The sequence below is a fragment of the Chryseobacterium sp. AG844 genome (genome assembly GCF_003182335.1).
Lineage (GTDB): Bacteria > Bacteroidota > Bacteroidia > Flavobacteriales > Weeksellaceae > Chryseobacterium > Chryseobacterium cupriresistens.
The window spans coordinates 323,707-340,637 of the sequence record NZ_QGTV01000002.1 but is presented as its reverse complement, the minus strand read 5'-3'; the positions used below and the strand labels follow the sequence as shown (position 1 = coordinate 340,637).

Here is a 16,931-nt window from a genome sequence, read left to right as displayed (position 1 = left end):
AAAATACGGCAAACTAAAAATTTCGCTTGCCGTTATTTATAAATTCGATTAATTATCTTTTGATTTTAAAAGCTTCCAACCCTGGGAAAATTGCAGTTTCGCCTAAAGCTTCTTCAATTCTTAATAACTGGTTGTATTTTGCCATTCTGTCTGATCTTGAAGCTGAACCGGTTTTGATCTGTCCACAGTTCATTGCTACTGCTAAATCAGCAATTGTAGAATCTTCAGTTTCTCCTGATCTGTGAGACATTACTGAAGTGAATTTGTTATTCTGAGCCATCTGTACAGCAGCCATTGTTTCAGAAAGAGAACCAATCTGATTTACTTTTACAAGGATAGAGTTCGCAATATTTTCTTTTACTCCTCTGGATAATCTTTCTACGTTGGTTACAAATAAATCATCTCCTACCAGCTGTACTCTGTCACCAATTTTATCTGTTAACATTTTCCAACCTTCCCAGTCGTTTTCCTGCATACCATCTTCGATAGAAATGATTGGATATTTTGCAGCCAGTTGCGCTAAGTAAGAAACCTGCTCGCTGCTTGAAAACTGAGCTGCGTCCGGAGTCTGGAATTTTCTGTAATCATAGATTCCATCTTTGTAGAATTCCGAAGCCGCACAGTCAAGTGCCAACATAATATCGTCACCTGGCTTATAACCTGCTTTTTCAATAGCTTGAAGTAAAGTATCCAAAGCATCTTCAGTTCCTTTGAAAGTTGGTGCGAAACCACCTTCATCACCTACCGCAGTAGATAAACCTCTTGAATGAAGAATAGATTTTAGGTTGTGGAAAATTTCAGTTCCTTTTCTCAATGCATGAGAGAAAGAATCAGCTTTTACCGGCATAATCATGAATTCCTGGAATGCGATAGGAGCATCTGAGTGAGATCCACCGTTGATTACATTCATCATTGGAACAGGAAGTGTGTTGGCGTTCACTCCACCTACATATTTATAAAGAGGCATTCCCAATTCTGCAGCAGCAGCTCTTGCTACGGCCAGAGAAACACCAAGAATAGCATTGGCACCAAGATTTCCTTTGTTAGGCGTTCCATCAAGATCAATCATAATCTGATCGATATAGTTTTGTTCAAAAACCGGCTGTCCTACTAAATTCTCTGCAATTACTTCTTTTACATTTTCAACAGCTTTCAGAACTCCTTTTCCCAGATATTCTGAACCACCGTCACGTAATTCTACCGCCTCGTGTTCTCCTGTAGATGCTCCTGAAGGTACAGCTGCACGGCCCATTGCCCCGCTTTCTGTAAATACATCTACTTCAATGGTAGGATTTCCTCTGGAATCTAAAATCTGTCTTGCTTCTATGTAAGAAATTGCACTCATTTTTTAATTTTTTTAGTTTAGACAAATTTAATCAAAATTTAACTTTCAAGGGTATTTCACAGCATTTTTTTGAAATAAATCCAAGTTAAATTTTAGTTAATTTATATTATGATAATTCCCCATTTTTAAGGGAATGGATCAGGAATTAAAAAATGGAAGATCATAACAAAACTCACCTTGAAAAGTGAGCTTTATGATACGGTATAGGAGTTATTATTATTTTCTGGGCGTGGGAGATAAAAGACCGGCCAGGGCACCTATTGCTCCTGATGAAATCGTTGCAAATATAGTGACCAGCTGACTATCGGGAGTTTTCCCATTACCCCAGAAAGAGATAAGAATAAGACCTGCTATGATTGCAATAATTGCGAAGCCAAGCATGAGCACTATGATTCTGTAGATCCAGCAATCGGTGTCTTTCGGACTTCTTATTTCCACTTCTTTAATAGCTTCTATGGGATTGGTCCTGAATTTTTCCTGAAGATCACTGCTGTTTTTTAAAGCAGCTTCCAGATCTTCGATACTGTCGTTAATAAGAGTTTTCATGGCCTTTGATTTTATATCAAATTTCCCTCTAAAAAACGGACCAGTCAATTACACAAAAGGGTAATTTATAATTTTGTTTTGAAGACCAGACAGGTTCCGGGATTTCCGGAGATGATTGTACAATCGCCGGATAATTCGCTCATTCTTCGTTTCATATTTCTAAGACCGTTCCCTTCTTTATGGCCGTCGGAAATTCCCTTTCCGTTATCAGAGATTTTCATAGAAAAATTATTTTCTTCCTGCGAAAATGAAAGCTTCAGGCTGTTGGCATGGCTGTGTTTATAAACGTTATTAACGGCTTCTTTTAGACAAAGAAAGAGATTACGCCTCATTTCGGTGGAAATCGGTGTTTCTGCTATGATATTTTCATATTCTGAATACACGATTATTTTTGTTTTCTTCAAAAAGTTTCCGGTATAAAGGACAGCATAATCGATAAAGCTCCCCAATGTGTCATTTCCTGAATTCAGGCTCCACAGCATTTCTCTCATGGAAATATTCATTTCTTCGGAGGTTTTCAGAAGCTCATCGATATCGTTTTGCAGATCATCGTCTTGCGCTTTCTGTTTGAGAAATTCAGCCTGAAGCTTCAATGCAGAAATTCCGGCTCCAAGATCATCATGCATATCGTGGGAGATACGTTCCCGCTCCTGCTCCAGCACCTTTTGTTTTTCCAGTTCTTTCTGAAGAAGCTGGTTTTGATGTTCAGATTCTTTAAGCTGCTGCTGCTGAATAAAAAAAAGCTGTCTTTTGTTATACAGAACAACGATTAAAACAATAAAGATGACAAAAGTTATTAATAAAATAACAGCAATAATATAAGCCAATCTTATTGTATCCGGCAGTTGCTTCATATTGTGTTTTTATTTTCAAATTTCCATAAAGCAATATAGAACATTCCATACATAATGATATTTACACAATACTGCATCACTTTCAGAATTTGCAGAAGCCCCGGATCATTATCCCGAAGAAAAAACATGGGTATAGATCTGAAAATAAAGAAAATACTCCAAAAAAGCAAACCACAGGAAACCCAGAAATGCGGATCGTCCAGAATTTTTATTTCGTCAAAATTCTTTAGTCTGATATACAACCAAACCAACACATTAATGATGAAATAAAAGCATACTAATATTCCTAATGTATTTTCATAGTTAGCACTATAAAACTTTATAAACAGAATAATATACACAAGTATGGCCATCAGAACATACCGGGAAAATACACTGATTTTTTTGGGGAAAATTTTAGCATAGTAGATACCAAAAAAAATAATCAAAAAAATGCTGTAATAATTAAACAGATAAGCAAAGTCAAATTCTTTATTGAATATTTTATAATGGCCATACAGCTCCAGACAAAGCGAAAGAAATAAAAATATCGCAAAATAGTTTTGGCTGGAAAGACCTTTCTTCCCAGCTAAAACTATGGACTTTACAGTAGCCGCCAGGAGTACTGCGATGTATATTATCTGGATTACCATTTTACGGATATAATGACCCCATATCGTAATATCCTTCGTCTGTACTAAAAACCAGTGTCATTTGTTTTTCATGGGTTTCAAAATGTCTATTATATTGGTCTTCGCGAAATTTATCGCCAAGATTATTTTCAAAAACGACTTTCTTCACATCACTGATCTCGCAAAGATTAATGATAAATGTCTCACTATCATCTTTTGACAGGGTATCTATCAGATCAACGATATGATAACTGATATAAAATGTATTATTTCGTCCTAAATAATTAGTCAATACCTGATGTCCGTTCTTAAGATAAAAATCATTAAGTGCTTTTACATTCTCATCGGAGATTTTCAGATCCTTAAGTGAAAGATCCTGCTTGGCATTAATGATAAAATAATTATGCTCATCAATGGTATTTTTCCCCTCTGTTTGCAAAGAGGCCACCATGTAGATCATCTTGTTTTCAGAATTAGGTGTAAGTCGCAACCTGGAATCCCGGGGATCTATCTGTACAAAAGTGAATGTTAAATAGGTCGCTTTAATATCATTCATGAGGTCACAAATATTTTTCAGTAATGAATGTTTTACAGCATAAATACCTCCGAGATTAAAATTCACATTTTGATTTTGCATAAATAGCAAAACTCCCCTTTTAGCACTGTCAATAAAACTTTTTGCCAGAATGTGACTAATGGGCCTCATTTCCGACACATCTTCAACCAGCTGTTCAAGTTTATTACCGATAGGGCCTTCTCTGTAAGCTAAATTGTCATCAAGGATTACCTGACTTGTTGCATTTGAATTTTCCATAATTTCTTAGTTTTTTGATTGATTAAATTTATTAACTGCCTCCACTTTGTTGTTGACGTGGAGTTTCCTGTAAATATTTCCTACGTGCTTCTTGACGGTGTCAATACTGATGAATTTTTTATCTGCAATCTCTTTGTAAAGAAGTCCCTGTGAAAGGAGTTCAAGAATTTCTTTTTCGCGTTCCGTAAGTTCATCAAAGCCTTTTATTTCCGGAAGCTTTTTTTCAAAATGATTCAATACTCTTCTTGCAATAGAAAAGCTCATAGGAGCACCTCCCTGATATACGTCCCGTATCGAAGTAAGAATCTTATCCATACTTTCACCTTTTACAAGATATCCCATGGCGCCAGCCTTTAAAGAATTAAAGATCTTTTCATCATCATCAAAGCTGGTACACATGATAAACTGTGTATTAGGCATTTCTTTTCGTAATTTTTCTATGATTTCAATTCCCAGCATATCCTGTAATTGGATATCCATCATCACAACGTCAGGAGAAATATCGGGTAGATTTGTTATGGCATCATTGCCATCAAAGAACTGGGCAACCACTTTCATATCCTTCTGATAATTGATGACCTTCTTCAACGCATTGTTGTAGTTTTTTTCGTCTTCTACTATGGCTATGGAAATGCTCATGACTTTGTTTGTTTGAAGCAAATTTCAACAGAAAACAATTTGAAATCAATTACACCTTTGTGTAATATTATTATTTGAGTTTGAAGTTATGGCTTAGTGTTTTAGTTGTATTAAATTTAATCAATTTTTCACTTCAAAAACAATATTATTATAAATATTTCATAATAAATCAAAATAAAAAATTACAAATCCGTTTTTAAAATCAATTATTACTCACAATCTGATCAAGGATAGGATGATCAATACTGATTATTGTATGGTGAAACTTAATCTGTTCAAAGATCTGAATCCTGTTTTTGCCTTTTTTCAGCCATACTCCGGGAATGTAAAGTGTTTGCTGAGGACCTGCAGTACTCCAGTATCTTCCTGCATTTTTCCCATTAATAAAAACAATACCTTTTCCAAAATTTCTCATATCAAGAAAAGTATCACCGATTTCTTCAAGCACAAATTCTGCCTGCTGAATAATAGGTGAATGGTCTGCAATTTCTTTATTTTTAAAATGATGTTTTGGAAAAGTATCAAAAGGAAGAGGAAGCATTTCCCAGTTCCCGGAAACTTCAGCGCCATTAATTTTTATGGGGCTGATAATTCCTTTTAAATTATGAGCAATCTCTGCTCCGTAATTGATTCTTCCCATATTTTCAACAAGAATTTCCAGCCGGTCTCCGGATTTTATTTCAATAGCAAGATCATACTTTTTATATACTCTGTTCAATTCGCCTTTCCATTGGCCATTGATGTAAATATTCGCATAATCACGGAGTCCTTTCATTTCCAAAATCCCTTTATGGTCTTTGTCAAACTTTCTTCTGTAAAGAACATATCCGTTTCCGATGTTCAAATCTTCAAACGTCAGTGGCTGGTCATTAATAACAGGTTTCTGATGATCGGTAAGATCAAACAGAGAATTTACTTTTGAAAATTTTATCCGGGGAATGGTGATGACTTTTACTGGTTTTGGAACATCCGGAAGCTTACTTTTATTGAGGGATTGAAAAATTTCTCTCAACGCATTATATTTAGGGGTTGCCCATCCTGCTTCACTGATGGGAGCATCATAATCATAGCTCGTAAGATCCGGCTGGATATCATGATCCTTATCGTAATTGGCACCACTGGTAAATCCAAAGTTGGTTCCGCCATGAATCATATAATAATTAAAAGAAATATCATTTTCTATATAGAGCTTTGTTTGCTTCACCACTTCTTCTGTGGAGACCTTAACGAATGGTTCTGCCCAATGATCGAGCCATCCGGGATAATATTCTGCAACCATATAAGGACCTTTTCCACCATTATACTCATTGATGCTTTTCTTTAAAACAGCAATATCACCTTCTCCGTTTGCGGTAGGTAAAGCACCTTCAATAGATCCTCCTTTAAAAAGTGAACTGCCGTCTGAGGTAAATAAAGGTACCGAGATTCCGCTTTTCAACAGCACATCTTTAATCTTATGACTGTATTCCCTGTGTTCTTCCAACGGAATATCTTTTCGCTGGGCAACGTAAGATCCAAATTCATTCTCTGCCTGTACCATAATAACCGGGCCGCCATTATTAATCTGCAGAGGTACGATCTGCTTTGCCAGCTGACTGATATATTTACGGCATTCCTCTAAGAAAGCTTTGTTGTCTCTTCTTATTTCAAGGTCTTTATTTTTCTGCAGCCACCACGGATATCCTCCGAATTCCCACTCTGCACAAACATAAGGCCCCGGACGAATGATAACGTATAAGCCAACTTCCTGTGCCGTTTTGATGAACTTCTGCAAATCTTTTTCACCTGAAAAATTCCATTTTCCCGGGGCTTCTTCATGATAATTCCAAAAAACGTAGGTCGTAACGGTATTCAGTCCCATTGCTTTCATCATCTCCAGACGATGCTTCCAATACTCCGACGGAACTCTGGGATAATGCATTTCTCCTGAATACACGGTAAATGATTTTCCGTTCAGGAAGAAATGTCCATCTTTAATTTCAAAATTTCCTTTCTGTGAAAACACAGTATTCAAGGAGAAAAATAAAAGAATTATGCATAAATAACGGTTAAAATTTCTCATATTGTAAGGCATGATTTTTGTAAAATTTAAAATATAAAAATCAATTGAATATCAAATAATATAATCATGAAAAAAAGTCTTTTAGCACTGGGTGCTGTATTGGCACTGGCAGTAGTCAGCTGTAAAAAAAGTGAAAGCGGAAATAAAAGCGTTATCAAAACAGACAGTTCAGAAACTGTAGTTACAGACAACAACGGAAAGATAGATTCGGTAACACAAAGTTCTTCGACTGTAGATATCAACGGAAAGAAAAATGAGAAAACCGATTTTGTCTATAAAGCTACTGACGGAACACTGGTGAAAGTAGTATTTAAAAACGATCCGAAAGAAAGTACGGTAGCCATCACCAGCAATAAGAAAACATTTACGTTACCTAAATCGGAAACCAAAGGGGATGAAACGATTTACAAAAAAGATGATATGACGGCAAGGGTAAAAGGAGACAGCCTTCACCTTGAACAAGGGAATAATATTATTGAGCTTAAAAGAACAAAGATTTAAATAAAAAATGTCCTTCAAAATTGAGGAACATTTTTATTTGATAAGTAGTACATAAAAAAAACCATCCGGAATCCGGATGGTTTTTTTTATATATCTGAATGAATATTATTCTTCAGTTTTTTCCTCAGTAGTATCAGCTTTAGCTTCTTCTACTTTCTCTTCAACTGCAGGAGCATCAGCAACTACTGCTTCAGCTTTTTTAGCAGTTGTTGATCTTCTGCTTCTTCTTGTAGCTTTTTTCTCTTCAGCATTAGGGTTGTAAAGCTCGTTGAAATCTACTAATTCGATAAGAGCAGTGTCAGCAGCATCACCTGGTCTGAATCCTGTCTTTATGATTCTTGTATAACCACCGTTTCTTTCAGCGATTTTAGGAGCTACAGTTCTGAATAATTCAGCAACCGCAAATTTATTTTGAAGGTAAGAGAATACTACTCTTCTGTTGTGTGTAGTATCTTCTTTTGCTTTTGTTAATAGAGGCTCAACATATACTCTTAAAGCTTTAGCTTTAGCTACAGTAGTGTTGATTCTTTTATGCTCAATTAGAGAACAAGCCATATTAGAAAGTAAAGCACTTCTGTGAGAAGCTGTTCTTCCTAAGTGATTGAATTTTTTACCGTGTCTCATTATTAATTATTTATCAGCGTCTAACTTATATTTTGCAACGTCGAAACCGAAGTTAAGACCTTTTGAATGCACTAATTCTTCTAGTTCTGTCAAAGATTTTTTACCAAAATTTCTGAATTTCATCAAATCAGACTTACTGTAAGAAACCAGTTCTCCAAGAGTTTCTACTTCAGCCGCTTTCAGACAGTTAAGGGCTCTTACAGAAAGATCCATATCTGCTAATTTAGACTTAAGAAGTTGTCTTGTGTGAAGAGTTTCTTCATCGTACTGGATAGATGCTTTTACAGCTTCAGTTTCAAGCGTGATTCTCTCATCAGAGAATAACATGAAGTGATAAATTAATATCTTAGAAGCTTCAGTTAAAGCATTCTGAGGGCTGATAGACCCATCAGTTTCTATATCTAATACAAGTTTTTCGTAGTCTGTTTTTTGCTCTACACGATAATTTTCAATGCTGTATTGTACTTTCTTGATCGGCGTGAAAATAGAGTCAATAGCAATAGTTCCTACAGGAGCATTGTTTGATTTATTTTGTTCAGAAGGAACATACCCTCTACCTTTTTCAATATTGAAAGTAATTTCGAAAGTTACATCACTGTTTAGGTTGCAGATCACTAGATCCGGGTTCAGAACCTCAAATCCATTGATAGACTTTCCTAAATCACCAGCAGTAATAACCGTTTGACCTGAAACTTTAGCAACAACCTGCTCGTTAGCCTGGCCTTCTGCTGCAGCTTTTAATCTTACCTGCTTAAGGTTAAGAATAATTTCGGTAACGTCTTCGATTACTCCTGGAATAGTTGAAAATTCGTGCTCTACACCTTCTATTTTGATAGATGAAATAGCGTATCCTTCCAGAGAAGAAAGCAACACTCTTCTCAAAGCATTACCGATTGTAAGCCCGAAACCTGGTTCTAAAGGTCTGAATTCAAATTGACCTTTAAATTCATCAGAGTTAAGTAAAATTACTTTATCGGGTTTTATGAATTGTAAAATTGCCATATTATTGGGTTGAGCAAAAATTTGATTAAAAAATTATTTAGAGTAAAGTTCGACGATAAGGTTCTCCTTAATATCCTCCGGAATCTGGATTCTTTCAGGAGCAGAAACGAAAGTTCCTTCTTTCTTCTCATCGTTGAATTGTAACCACTCATAGTTTGACTTAGAAGCCAATGCATTGGTAACAACTTCAAGAGACTTAGACTTTTCTCTTACAGCGATTACATCACCAGCTTTTACCAAGTAAGAAGGGATATTAAGAATTTCCCCGTTCACAGTGATGTGTCTGTGAGAAACCAATTGTCTAGCTCCAGATCTTGTTTTAGCAAAACCTAATCTGTATACTACGTTATCCAATCTTGATTCACAAAGTTGTAATAGAACTTCCCCTGTTACACCTTTACTTCTGTGTGCTTTGTCAAATAGGTTAGCAAACTGTCTTTCTAAAATACCGTAAGTATATTTAGCTTTTTGTTTTTCAGCTAACTGAATTGCATATTCTGATTTTTTAGCACCTCTTCTTTTGTTAGGACCGTGTTGTCCTGGCGGTTGGTTCTTTCTTTTTTCGAAGTTTTTATCATCTCCGTAGATTGCAGCACCAAACTTTCTAGCAATCTTAGTTTTAGGTCCAATATATCTTGCCATAATGGGTAAATTCTAAAAATTAAACTCTTCTTCTTTTTGGTGGTCTACATCCATTGTGTGGCATAGGAGTCACATCAATGATTTCGCTAACTTCAATTCCTGAATTGTGGATAGATCTGATAGCAGATTCTCTACCTGCACCTGGACCTTTCACAAACACCTTTACTCTTCTTAAACCAGCTTCGTGAGCTACAGCAGAGCAATTTTCAGCTGCCATCTGAGCAGCAAATGGAGTATTCTTTTTAGAACCTCTGAAACCCATTTTACCGGCAGAAGCCCAAGAGATAACCTCTCCGTTTTTATTTGTTAAAGAAATGATGATGTTATTGAAAGAAGCCTGAATATGAGCTTCACCAATAGCTTCAACTTTTACTTTTCTTTTCTTAACTACTTTAGTTTGTTTTGCCATAATTCCTAACGATTATTTACTAGCTTTTTTCTTGTTAGCAACAGTTTTTCTCTTCCCTTTACGTGTTCTAGAGTTGTTTTTCGTTCTCTGGCCTCTTAAAGGTAATCCAAGTCTGTGACGTATTCCTCGTTGGCATCCTATGTCCATCAATCTCTTGATGTTCAATTGCACTTCAGATCTCAATTCTCCTTCTACTTTTACGTTTTCAGAGATATATGTTCTGATTGCAGCCAATTCATCGTCATTCCATTCGTTGACTTTCTTGTCTTCGCTGATACCGGCAGCTTTAAGGATTTCAGAAGAAGTACTTCTTCCTACTCCATAGATGTAAGTTAAACCGATAACACCTCTTTTGTTTTTTGGTAAATCAATACCTGCAATTCTCGCCATAATTTAATGTTAACCTTGTCTTTGTTTAAATTTTGGGTTCTTCTTGTTGATTACGAATAGTACACCTTTTCTGCGTACGATTTTGCAATCAGCGCTTCTTTTTTTAATTGATGCTCTTACTTTCATTTTGATAGTATTTATTTTTTACAAATGCCAAATGGAATGTGTATTCCATTTGGCTAATTGTTTTTAATATCTAAATGTGATCCTCCCTTTTGTTAAATCATAGGGAGACATTTCTAGTTTTACCTTATCTCCAGGTAAAAGTTTAATATAATGCATTCTCATTTTGCCGGAGATATGAGCAATAAGGATATGCCCATTTTCCAGCTCTACACGGAACATGGCGTTAGAAAGTGCTTCCACGATCACGCCATCTTGTTCAATATGTTTTTGTTTTGCCATAAATTAATATCCAGTCGTTCTTGATAATTTAGACTGCATTAAGCCATCATAATGATGGTTCAGCAGATAAGTATTAATCTGTTGAACTGTATCTAAAATTACACCCACCATAATTAATAATGATGTTCCCCCGAAAAATAGGGCAAACGCATCTGTCTGAACAAAGCTTCCATGCACAATTGCTGGAAGGACTGCAAAGATAGATAAAAAAATTGCACCTGGCAAGGTAATTTTTGATAAAATATCATCTAAATAATCAGCGGTCTCTTTACCGGGTCTTACTTTCGGTACTAAACCTCCATTTCTCTTCAAGTCATCAGCCATCTGGTTTACCGGAATTGTAATCGCAGTATAGAAAAATGAGAAGATAATAATTAATAGCGCAAACAATACGTTGTACTGCCAGCTAAAAACATTCTTGAAACCTGCAAGAAAAGTGTTAGACTCATCGAATTTTGTTAATAATCCTGGTACGAACATCAATGCCTGGGCAAAGATAATCGGCATTACACCAGCAGCATTTACTTTCAATGGAATCCATTGTCTTGCTCCCTGCATAAGATTTCTGTTTACACCTCCTCTTGCTTGAGCTCTGCTTACATACTGAATTGGAATTTTTCTAACAGCTACTGATAAGATTACTGCTAAAAGAACTACCAACATCCAGAATAATACTTCAATAAGGATCATGATAGATCCCATTCCTCCTTTTCCGTTCTGCACGGCCATCTCCTGTACGAATGCCTCAGGTAATCTTGAAAGGATCCCCACCATAATAAGGATAGAGATACCATTTCCGATTCCTTTATCGGTAATCTTTTCACCCAGCCACATTGCGAATACTGAACCGGCAACCAAAATAACAATACTTGGCAACCAGAACATGATTGAATTTGGCTCTACATAGTATGCAGACTGGAACTGAGCATATGGTAAGAATAATTGAGTAATAGAAGTTAAGTAAGAAGGTGCCTGTACCAGACAAACTCCAATTGTTAACCATCTTGTAATTTGGTTCAATGTATTTCTACCTGACTCTCCATCTTTCTGAAGCTTCTGAAGATAAGGAATAGCCATCCCCATCAACTGAACAATAATAGAAGCAGAAATATAAGGCATGATTCCCAACGCCATTACGGAAGCGTGGCTGAAAGCTCCCCCCGTAAACGACGAAAGCAAGCCAAGGAGACCTGCTCCTTGCTTGTTACCGCCTTGATTTTTATAATGCTCTAAGAGATCTCCCACCTCTGCAAGGTTAATTGCAGGAAGCGAGATATAAGATGCGAATCTATACACAAGGATAATCCCTAAAGTGAAGAGAATTTTATCTCTAAGTTCTTTAAGACTCCAAATATTTTTAAGTGTTTGTATAAATTCTTTCATTAGTAAGTATTATAAGGTAATTGCTTTTCCACCTGCTTTAGCAATAAGCTCTTCAGCAGATTTAGTGAATTTGTCAGCAGAGATTGAAACCGCAGATTTCAATTCTCCTCTACCCATAATTTTCACTAATTCGTTTTTAGAAATTATTCCGTTTGCTACTAAAACTTCTTTCGTGATATCTCCGGTGATGGATTTGTTCTCGATTAAAGTCTGGATAGTATCAAGGTTAACTCCTCTAAACTCTTTTCTGTTTACGTTTTTGAATCCGAATTTAGGTAATCTTCTTTGTAAAGGCATCTGTCCACCTTCGAAACCGATTTTTTGAGAATAACCAGCTCTAGCTTTCTGACCTTTGTGTCCTTTTGTTGAAGTACCTCCTTTTCCACTACCTTGACCTCTACCAATTCTCTTTGAGTTGAAAGTAGATCCTGCAGCAGGTTTTATGTTATTTAAATTCATTTTAATTTCTCTTTTATAAAATTATTTTTGAACTTCAAGTAAGTGGCTTACTGCAGCGATCATTCCTAAGATAGAAGGAGTAGCTTCGTGTTCTACAACTTGGTGAAGTTTTTTTAATCCTAATGCTTCAAGCGTTCTCTTTTGGGTTTTTGTTCTACCAATAGCGCTTCTTACTTGCTTTACTTTAATTGTTGCCATTGTTTTAATTATTAACCGTTAAACACTTTACTTAGAGAAATTCCTCTCATTCTAGCGATCTCTTCAGGTCTTCTGATGTCTAATAACGCTTTGAAAGTAGCTTTCACTACGTTGTGAGGGTTAGAAGATCCTTTAGATTTTGAAAGGATATCGTGAATACCAGCAGATTCCAATACCGCTCTTACCGCACCTCCGGCGATCAATCCTGTACCGTGAGAAGCAGGTCTTAGGAAGATATCTGCACCACCGTATCTAGCAGTAGTTTGGTGAGGGATAGTATGGTTCATTACAGGAACTTTCACAAGGTTTTTCTTAGCGTCTTCAACTGCTTTAGCAATTGCAGAAGCAACCTCTTTAGATTTTCCTAAACCGAAACCGATAACACCTTCTTCGTTACCTACTACAACAATAGCAGAAAATCCGAAAGCTCTACCTCCTTTTGTTACTTTTGTTACTCTGTTAACAGCTACGAGACGATCTTTTAATTCTAATCCTCCCGGTTTTACTCTTTCTATATTATCTAGTCCTAACATATTTTCCGAAATTTAATGATTAGAATTTAAGTCCTCCTTCTCTTGCACCATCAGCAAGAGCTTTTACTCTACCGTGGTATACGAATCCGTTTCTGTCAAATACAATACTTTCGATTCCTGCAGCGATAGCTTTAGCAGCGATAGCTTTACCAACAGCAGCAGAAACTTCAGTCTTAGTCCCTTTAGCGTCTACACCTTTCTCTCTTGAAGAAGCTGAAACTAAAGTTTTACCATTTTTATCGTCGATTAACTGAGCGTAAATTTCCTTATTACTTTTGTATACAGATAATCTTGGCAATTCAGAAGATCCAGAGATTTTCCCTCTTACTCTTCTTTTGATTCTTATTCTTTTTTCTAATTTACTTAATGCCATAATACTTATAATTTATTAAGCAGATTTACCAGCTTTACGTCTAACAATTTCTCCTACGAATCTTACACCTTTTCCTTTGTATGGCTCAGGCTTTCTGAAAGAACGGATCTTTGCAGCTACCATTCCTAGAAGTTGGTTGTCGTGAGACGTTAAAGTAATAATTGGGTTTTTACCTTTTTCAGTCAATGTATCCACTTTTACTTCACTTGGAAGTTCTAATACGATACCGTGAGAGAATCCTAAAGCCAACTCAAGTTTTTGACCTGCGTGTGAAGCTCTATATCCTACCCCTACTAGTTCAAGTTTCTTTTCGAAACCTGCACTTACACCAACAATCATGTTGTTGATTAACGCTCTGTATAAACCGTGAAGCGCTTTGTGTTGTTTAGAATCAGATGGTCTGTTTACGTTAAGTTCACCATCTTTTTGTTCTATAGTAATTCCTGCAGTAAGCTCCTGAGAAAGCTCTCCTTTAGCTCCTTTTACAGTTACTACACCGTTGTTTTCAGTGATTGTAACTCCTGCTGGAATTGTTATAATTGCTTTACCAATTCTTGACATTTTCCTCTGATTAAAAATTAATAAACATAGCAGATTACTTCACCGCCTACTTTCTCTTCTCTAGCTTTCTTGTCAGTCATTACTCCTTTAGAAGTAGAGATGATAGAAATACCCAAACCGTTTAGTACTCTTGGAAGCTCAGCTGAACCTTTGTACTGTCTCAAACCTGGTCTAGAAGCTCTTTGAATAGACTTGATAGCCGGTTTGTTAGTTTGCTTATCATACTTTAAAGCGATTTTGATCACTCCTTGAACAGCGTTATCTTCAAACTTGTAGTTTAAGATATACCCTTGATCAAATAAGATCTTAGTAATCTCCTTTTTGATTTTCGATGCAGGAATTTCCACCACTTTGTGGCCTGCGCTTTGTGCGTTCCTTACTCTTGTTAGGAAATCTGAAATTGGATCTGTTACCATTTTTCTTTTATAAATTATTGGTTAAAGAACAATCAGTTTTGCAAAGACTTGAAGAGTAAAATATCAGACTTCAGAAATCTTCGGTCTGATATTTTTATCTTTAGTATCTGAACAACTTAATTGTCCCGATTTTTTAATTAGTAATAATTACCAACTAGCTTTTCTTACACCTGGGATAAGACCGTTGTTTGCCATTTCTCTGAAAGTTACTCTGGAAATACCGAACGTTCTCATGTATCCTCTTGGTCTACCTGTTAGTTTACATCTGTTGTGTAATCTTACAGGAGAAGCATTTTTAGGCAATTTTTGAAGTCCTTCGTAATCACCAGCTTCTTTAAGAGCTTGTCTTTTAGCAGCGTATTTAGCAACTAGTGCTTCTCTTTTGCGCTCACGCGCTTTCATTGATTCTTTAGCCATTTCTTAGTTCTTTTTAAATGGTAAACCGAAGTGAGTTAATAATGCTTTAGCTTCTTTATCTGTTTTCGCAGTAGTAACGAAAGTGATGTCCATCCCCTGGATTTTTTTCACTTTGTCAATTACGATTTCAGGGAAGATAATCTGCTCAGTAATACCTAAGTTGTAGTTACCTCTACCATCGAAACCATCAGCTTTGATACCAGAGAAATCTCTGATACGTGGTAAAGCAGAAGCAGTAAGTCTGTCTAAGAATTCATACATCTGGTTTCCTCTTAAAGTAACTTTTGCACCTACAGGCATACCTTTTCTCAATTTGAAAGCAGCTTCGTCTTTCTTAGAGATTGTACCAACAGCCTTTTGACCTGTGATATTTGTAAGCTCTTCTACAGCATAATCAATGATTTTTTTGTCTGCAGTAGCATCACCTAAACCTTGTGATACAACGATTTTCTCTAATTTAGGTACTTGCATTACTGACTTATACCCGAATTCTTCCATCATTGCAGGAACAATTGTCTCTTTATATGCTTTTTTGGGTCTTGCTATATATTCCATGTTAATTCAAATTATAAAGTTTCACCCGTTTTTTTGTTAATTCTTACTTTCTTATCTCCTTCGATTTTGTAACCGATTTTGATAGCTTTTCCGTCTTTACCAACTAAAGCTACGTTTGAGATATGAATAGAAGCTTCCTTCTCAGTAATTCCTCCTTGAGGATTAGAAGCTGAAGGCTTAACGTGTTTTTTAACGATGTTAAGTCCTGCAACGATTACTCTTGGGTCTCTACCTTCTTTCTTGATCACTTCAATAACTTCACCAGTCTTACCTTTGATATCTTTCTTACCAGTAGTAATGATTACGTTATCTCCTCTTTTTATTTTTAACTTTGACATTTCTTTTAAAAATTTTTAAAATTAAAGTACTTCAGGAGCTAATGAAATGATTTTCATATATTCTTTGTCTCTCAACTCACGAGCAACTGGTCCGAAAACACGCGTTCCTCTCATTTCTCCCGCTGCGTTTAGTAATACACAAGCATTGTCGTCGAATTTGATGTATGAACCATCTTTTCTTCTTACTGCTTTCTTAGTTCTTACTACTACAGCTTTAGATACCTGACCTTTTTTAGCGTTTCCAGATGGCGTAGAATCCTTGATCGTAACAACGATTTTATCACCAACTGAAGCATATCTTCTTCTGGTTCCTCCCAGAACTCTGATCACTAGTACTTCTTTAGCACCCGTGTTATCAGCAACTTTTAATCTTGATTCTGTTTGTAACATTATTACTTAGCTTTTTCAATGATTCTTACTAATCTCCATCTCTTGCTCTTGCTCAAAGGTCTAGTTTCCTGGATCAAAACTGTATCACCTTCTGTGCATTCGTTATTCTCGTCGTGTGCAGTATATTTTTTCGTTTTCAAAACGAATTTACCGTACATCGGGTGCTTTACTCTTGTAGTTTCACTAACAACAATAGTTTTTTCCATTTTATTGCTGGAAACCACTCCGATTCTTTCTTTTCTTAAATTTCTATCCATTGTAAAATGAAATTATTGTTTGTTAGTTAACTCAGTGTTTAGTCTTGCGATTGTTTTTCTCAAATCTCTGATTTGAATCGGGTTTTCAATTGGGCTGATTGCATGAGCCAATTTCAATTTAGAATATTGAGCTTTTGCTTCAGTTAATTGAGCTTGAATATCACCCGCGCTTAAATTTTTAATATCAGCATTTTTCATTGTATTCAA

At 36.0% G+C, this 16,931-nt stretch carries 28 protein-coding genes; 1 reads left to right on the top strand and 27 read right to left on the bottom strand.

Annotated features, from left to right (window positions below; all coding sequences use genetic code 11):
• Positions 1-52 precede the first annotated feature (52 nt).
• The 7 genes from eno to DEU40_RS03635 form a co-directional block, all read right to left on the bottom strand.
• Positions 53-1,345, bottom strand: a complete 1,293-nt coding sequence (gene eno, locus DEU40_RS03665; RefSeq protein ID WP_110008562.1) for a phosphopyruvate hydratase — start codon at positions 1,343-1,345, stop codon at positions 53-55.
• 216 nt (positions 1,346-1,561) lie between these two features.
• Complete coding sequence (locus tag DEU40_RS03660; RefSeq protein WP_110008561.1) at positions 1,562-1,891, bottom strand: hypothetical protein; 330 nt, start codon at positions 1,889-1,891, stop codon at positions 1,562-1,564.
• A gap of 65 nt (positions 1,892-1,956) precedes the next feature.
• Entirely contained in the window at positions 1,957-2,745 is a 789-nt protein-coding gene (locus DEU40_RS03655) for a sensor histidine kinase (protein ID WP_110008560.1), read from the bottom strand.
• A complete protein-coding gene (locus DEU40_RS03650; RefSeq protein ID WP_110008559.1) occupies positions 2,742-3,377 on the bottom strand; it encodes a hypothetical protein in 636 nt (211 codons plus the stop codon). The genes DEU40_RS03655 and DEU40_RS03650 overlap by 4 nt, the downstream gene beginning before the upstream one ends.
• A gap of 1 nt (position 3,378) precedes the next feature.
• Positions 3,379-4,170 carry a hypothetical protein gene (locus DEU40_RS03645; RefSeq protein ID WP_110008558.1) on the bottom strand — a complete coding sequence of 264 codons (792 nt, stop codon included), beginning with the start codon at positions 4,168-4,170 and terminating at the stop codon, positions 3,379-3,381.
• 6 nt (positions 4,171-4,176) lie between these two features.
• Complete coding sequence (locus DEU40_RS03640; protein WP_110008557.1) at positions 4,177-4,809, bottom strand: response regulator; 633 nt, start codon at positions 4,807-4,809, stop codon at positions 4,177-4,179.
• A 202-nt stretch (positions 4,810-5,011) separates the two neighbouring features.
• Positions 5,012-6,871 carry a glycoside hydrolase family 35 protein gene (locus tag DEU40_RS03635; protein ID WP_110008621.1) on the bottom strand — a complete coding sequence of 620 codons (1,860 nt, stop codon included), beginning with the start codon at positions 6,869-6,871 and terminating at the stop codon, positions 5,012-5,014.
• Positions 6,872-6,937: 66 nt separating this feature from the next.
• Between DEU40_RS03635 and DEU40_RS03630 the strand changes: the two genes are divergently transcribed.
• The gene (locus tag DEU40_RS03630) at positions 6,938-7,372 is read left to right on the top strand and encodes a hypothetical protein (RefSeq protein ID WP_110008556.1); all 435 of its coding nucleotides are present in this window, start codon (positions 6,938-6,940) and stop codon (positions 7,370-7,372) included.
• 105 nt (positions 7,373-7,477) lie between these two features.
• On the opposite strand, the gene rplQ is transcribed toward DEU40_RS03630, so the two are convergent.
• The 20 genes from rplQ to rpmC all read right to left on the bottom strand — a co-directional run bounded on the left by rplQ (position 7,478) and on the right by rpmC (position 16,922).
• Positions 7,478-7,996 (bottom strand): 50S ribosomal protein L17, encoded by a 519-nt coding sequence (rplQ, locus tag DEU40_RS03625; protein ID WP_110008555.1) that lies wholly within the window; start codon positions 7,994-7,996, stop codon positions 7,478-7,480.
• Between the two features lie 6 nt (positions 7,997-8,002).
• The gene (locus DEU40_RS03620) at positions 8,003-8,998 is read right to left on the bottom strand and encodes a DNA-directed RNA polymerase subunit alpha (RefSeq protein ID WP_047376582.1); all 996 of its coding nucleotides are present in this window, start codon (positions 8,996-8,998) and stop codon (positions 8,003-8,005) included.
• A 33-nt stretch (positions 8,999-9,031) separates the two neighbouring features.
• Positions 9,032-9,640 carry a 30S ribosomal protein S4 gene (rpsD, locus tag DEU40_RS03615; RefSeq protein WP_110008554.1) on the bottom strand — a complete coding sequence of 203 codons (609 nt, stop codon included), beginning with the start codon at positions 9,638-9,640 and terminating at the stop codon, positions 9,032-9,034.
• Between the two features lie 19 nt (positions 9,641-9,659).
• Positions 9,660-10,049 carry a 30S ribosomal protein S11 gene (rpsK, locus tag DEU40_RS03610; protein WP_002983263.1) on the bottom strand — a complete coding sequence of 130 codons (390 nt, stop codon included), beginning with the start codon at positions 10,047-10,049 and terminating at the stop codon, positions 9,660-9,662.
• A gap of 12 nt (positions 10,050-10,061) precedes the next feature.
• Positions 10,062-10,439, bottom strand: a complete 378-nt coding sequence (gene rpsM / locus DEU40_RS03605; RefSeq protein WP_002983260.1) for a 30S ribosomal protein S13 — start codon at positions 10,437-10,439, stop codon at positions 10,062-10,064.
• Positions 10,440-10,448: 9 nt separating this feature from the next.
• A complete protein-coding gene (gene rpmJ, locus DEU40_RS03600; protein ID WP_007839480.1) occupies positions 10,449-10,565 on the bottom strand; it encodes a 50S ribosomal protein L36 in 117 nt (38 codons plus the stop codon).
• 63 nt (positions 10,566-10,628) lie between these two features.
• Complete coding sequence (gene infA / locus DEU40_RS03595; RefSeq protein WP_002983257.1) at positions 10,629-10,844, bottom strand: translation initiation factor IF-1; 216 nt, start codon at positions 10,842-10,844, stop codon at positions 10,629-10,631.
• Positions 10,845-10,847: 3 nt separating this feature from the next.
• Positions 10,848-12,227 (bottom strand): preprotein translocase subunit SecY, encoded by a 1,380-nt coding sequence (gene secY / locus DEU40_RS03590; protein ID WP_002983253.1) that lies wholly within the window; start codon positions 12,225-12,227, stop codon positions 10,848-10,850.
• Between the two features lie 9 nt (positions 12,228-12,236).
• Positions 12,237-12,686 carry a 50S ribosomal protein L15 gene (gene rplO / locus DEU40_RS03585; protein WP_110008553.1) on the bottom strand — a complete coding sequence of 150 codons (450 nt, stop codon included), beginning with the start codon at positions 12,684-12,686 and terminating at the stop codon, positions 12,237-12,239.
• 21 nt (positions 12,687-12,707) lie between these two features.
• Positions 12,708-12,884 carry a 50S ribosomal protein L30 gene (rpmD, locus tag DEU40_RS03580; protein ID WP_029297759.1) on the bottom strand — a complete coding sequence of 59 codons (177 nt, stop codon included), beginning with the start codon at positions 12,882-12,884 and terminating at the stop codon, positions 12,708-12,710.
• 11 nt (positions 12,885-12,895) lie between these two features.
• The gene (rpsE, locus tag DEU40_RS03575; protein ID WP_002983245.1) at positions 12,896-13,417 is read right to left on the bottom strand and encodes a 30S ribosomal protein S5; all 522 of its coding nucleotides are present in this window, start codon (positions 13,415-13,417) and stop codon (positions 12,896-12,898) included.
• A 19-nt stretch (positions 13,418-13,436) separates the two neighbouring features.
• Positions 13,437-13,790, bottom strand: coding sequence for a 50S ribosomal protein L18 (gene rplR, locus DEU40_RS03570; protein ID WP_002983242.1), 354 nt, complete (start codon positions 13,788-13,790; stop codon positions 13,437-13,439).
• Between the two features lie 15 nt (positions 13,791-13,805).
• Positions 13,806-14,351 (bottom strand): 50S ribosomal protein L6, encoded by a 546-nt coding sequence (rplF, locus tag DEU40_RS03565; RefSeq protein ID WP_110008552.1) that lies wholly within the window; start codon positions 14,349-14,351, stop codon positions 13,806-13,808.
• Positions 14,352-14,368: 17 nt separating this feature from the next.
• The gene (gene rpsH / locus DEU40_RS03560; protein ID WP_002983236.1) at positions 14,369-14,767 is read right to left on the bottom strand and encodes a 30S ribosomal protein S8; all 399 of its coding nucleotides are present in this window, start codon (positions 14,765-14,767) and stop codon (positions 14,369-14,371) included.
• A gap of 147 nt (positions 14,768-14,914) precedes the next feature.
• The gene (rpsN, locus tag DEU40_RS03555) at positions 14,915-15,184 is read right to left on the bottom strand and encodes a 30S ribosomal protein S14 (protein WP_002983233.1); all 270 of its coding nucleotides are present in this window, start codon (positions 15,182-15,184) and stop codon (positions 14,915-14,917) included.
• Positions 15,185-15,187: 3 nt separating this feature from the next.
• Entirely contained in the window at positions 15,188-15,739 is a 552-nt protein-coding gene (gene rplE, locus DEU40_RS03550) for a 50S ribosomal protein L5 (RefSeq protein ID WP_034694682.1), read from the bottom strand.
• A gap of 11 nt (positions 15,740-15,750) precedes the next feature.
• Entirely contained in the window at positions 15,751-16,077 is a 327-nt protein-coding gene (rplX, locus tag DEU40_RS03545; protein ID WP_047427597.1) for a 50S ribosomal protein L24, read from the bottom strand.
• Positions 16,078-16,098: 21 nt separating this feature from the next.
• Entirely contained in the window at positions 16,099-16,467 is a 369-nt protein-coding gene (gene rplN / locus DEU40_RS03540; RefSeq protein ID WP_002983226.1) for a 50S ribosomal protein L14, read from the bottom strand.
• A 2-nt stretch (positions 16,468-16,469) separates the two neighbouring features.
• On the bottom strand, positions 16,470-16,724 hold the full coding sequence (rpsQ, locus tag DEU40_RS03535; protein WP_027371715.1) for a 30S ribosomal protein S17: 255 nt from the start codon (positions 16,722-16,724) through the stop codon (positions 16,470-16,472).
• Positions 16,725-16,736: 12 nt separating this feature from the next.
• Positions 16,737-16,922: a 50S ribosomal protein L29 gene (rpmC, locus tag DEU40_RS03530; protein WP_034694678.1), complete on the bottom strand. Its 186-nt coding sequence runs from the start codon at positions 16,920-16,922 to the stop codon at positions 16,737-16,739.
• Between the last annotated feature and the right edge of the window lie 9 nt (positions 16,923-16,931).

Bases quoted from the DNA above. Each gene is read 5' to 3' on its own strand.
- eno (WP_110008562.1), bottom strand. From the start codon at position 1,345: ATGAGTGCAATTTCTTACATAGAAGCAAGACAGATTTTAGATTCCAGA.
- DEU40_RS03660 (WP_110008561.1), bottom strand. From the start codon at position 1,891: ATGAAAACTCTTATTAACGACAGTATCGAAGATCTGGAAGCTGCTTTA.
- DEU40_RS03655 (WP_110008560.1), bottom strand. From the start codon at position 2,745: ATGAAGCAACTGCCGGATACAATAAGATTGGCTTATATTATTGCTGTT.
- DEU40_RS03650 (WP_110008559.1), bottom strand. From the start codon at position 3,377: ATGGTAATCCAGATAATATACATCGCAGTACTCCTGGCGGCTACTGTA.
- DEU40_RS03645 (WP_110008558.1), bottom strand. From the start codon at position 4,170: ATGGAAAATTCAAATGCAACAAGTCAGGTAATCCTTGATGACAATTTA.
- DEU40_RS03640 (WP_110008557.1), bottom strand. From the start codon at position 4,809: ATGAGCATTTCCATAGCCATAGTAGAAGACGAAAAAAACTACAACAAT.
- DEU40_RS03635 (WP_110008621.1), bottom strand. From the start codon at position 6,871: ATGAGAAATTTTAACCGTTATTTATGCATAATTCTTTTATTTTTCTCC.
- DEU40_RS03630 (WP_110008556.1), top strand. From the start codon at position 6,938: ATGAAAAAAAGTCTTTTAGCACTGGGTGCTGTATTGGCACTGGCAGTA.
- rplQ (WP_110008555.1), bottom strand. From the start codon at position 7,996: ATGAGACACGGTAAAAAATTCAATCACTTAGGAAGAACAGCTTCTCAC.
- DEU40_RS03620 (WP_047376582.1), bottom strand. From the start codon at position 8,998: ATGGCAATTTTACAATTCATAAAACCCGATAAAGTAATTTTACTTAAC.
- rpsD (WP_110008554.1), bottom strand. From the start codon at position 9,640: ATGGCAAGATATATTGGACCTAAAACTAAGATTGCTAGAAAGTTTGGT.
- rpsK (WP_002983263.1), bottom strand. From the start codon at position 10,049: ATGGCAAAACAAACTAAAGTAGTTAAGAAAAGAAAAGTAAAAGTTGAA.
- rpsM (WP_002983260.1), bottom strand. From the start codon at position 10,439: ATGGCGAGAATTGCAGGTATTGATTTACCAAAAAACAAAAGAGGTGTT.
- rpmJ (WP_007839480.1), bottom strand. From the start codon at position 10,565: ATGAAAGTAAGAGCATCAATTAAAAAAAGAAGCGCTGATTGCAAAATC.
- infA (WP_002983257.1), bottom strand. From the start codon at position 10,844: ATGGCAAAACAAAAACATATTGAACAAGATGGCGTGATCGTGGAAGCA.
- secY (WP_002983253.1), bottom strand. From the start codon at position 12,227: ATGAAAGAATTTATACAAACACTTAAAAATATTTGGAGTCTTAAAGAA.
- rplO (WP_110008553.1), bottom strand. From the start codon at position 12,686: ATGAATTTAAATAACATAAAACCTGCTGCAGGATCTACTTTCAACTCA.
- rpmD (WP_029297759.1), bottom strand. From the start codon at position 12,884: ATGGCAACAATTAAAGTAAAGCAAGTAAGAAGCGCTATTGGTAGAACA.
- rpsE (WP_002983245.1), bottom strand. From the start codon at position 13,417: ATGTTAGGACTAGATAATATAGAAAGAGTAAAACCGGGAGGATTAGAA.
- rplR (WP_002983242.1), bottom strand. From the start codon at position 13,790: ATGGCATTAAGTAAATTAGAAAAAAGAATAAGAATCAAAAGAAGAGTA.
- rplF (WP_110008552.1), bottom strand. From the start codon at position 14,351: ATGTCAAGAATTGGTAAAGCAATTATAACAATTCCAGCAGGAGTTACA.
- rpsH (WP_002983236.1), bottom strand. From the start codon at position 14,767: ATGGTAACAGATCCAATTTCAGATTTCCTAACAAGAGTAAGGAACGCA.
- rpsN (WP_002983233.1), bottom strand. From the start codon at position 15,184: ATGGCTAAAGAATCAATGAAAGCGCGTGAGCGCAAAAGAGAAGCACTA.
- rplE (WP_034694682.1), bottom strand. From the start codon at position 15,739: ATGGAATATATAGCAAGACCCAAAAAAGCATATAAAGAGACAATTGTT.
- rplX (WP_047427597.1), bottom strand. From the start codon at position 16,077: ATGTCAAAGTTAAAAATAAAAAGAGGAGATAACGTAATCATTACTACT.
- rplN (WP_002983226.1), bottom strand. From the start codon at position 16,467: ATGTTACAAACAGAATCAAGATTAAAAGTTGCTGATAACACGGGTGCT.
- rpsQ (WP_027371715.1), bottom strand. From the start codon at position 16,724: ATGGATAGAAATTTAAGAAAAGAAAGAATCGGAGTGGTTTCCAGCAAT.
- rpmC (WP_034694678.1), bottom strand. From the start codon at position 16,922: ATGAAAAATGCTGATATTAAAAATTTAAGCGCGGGTGATATTCAAGCT.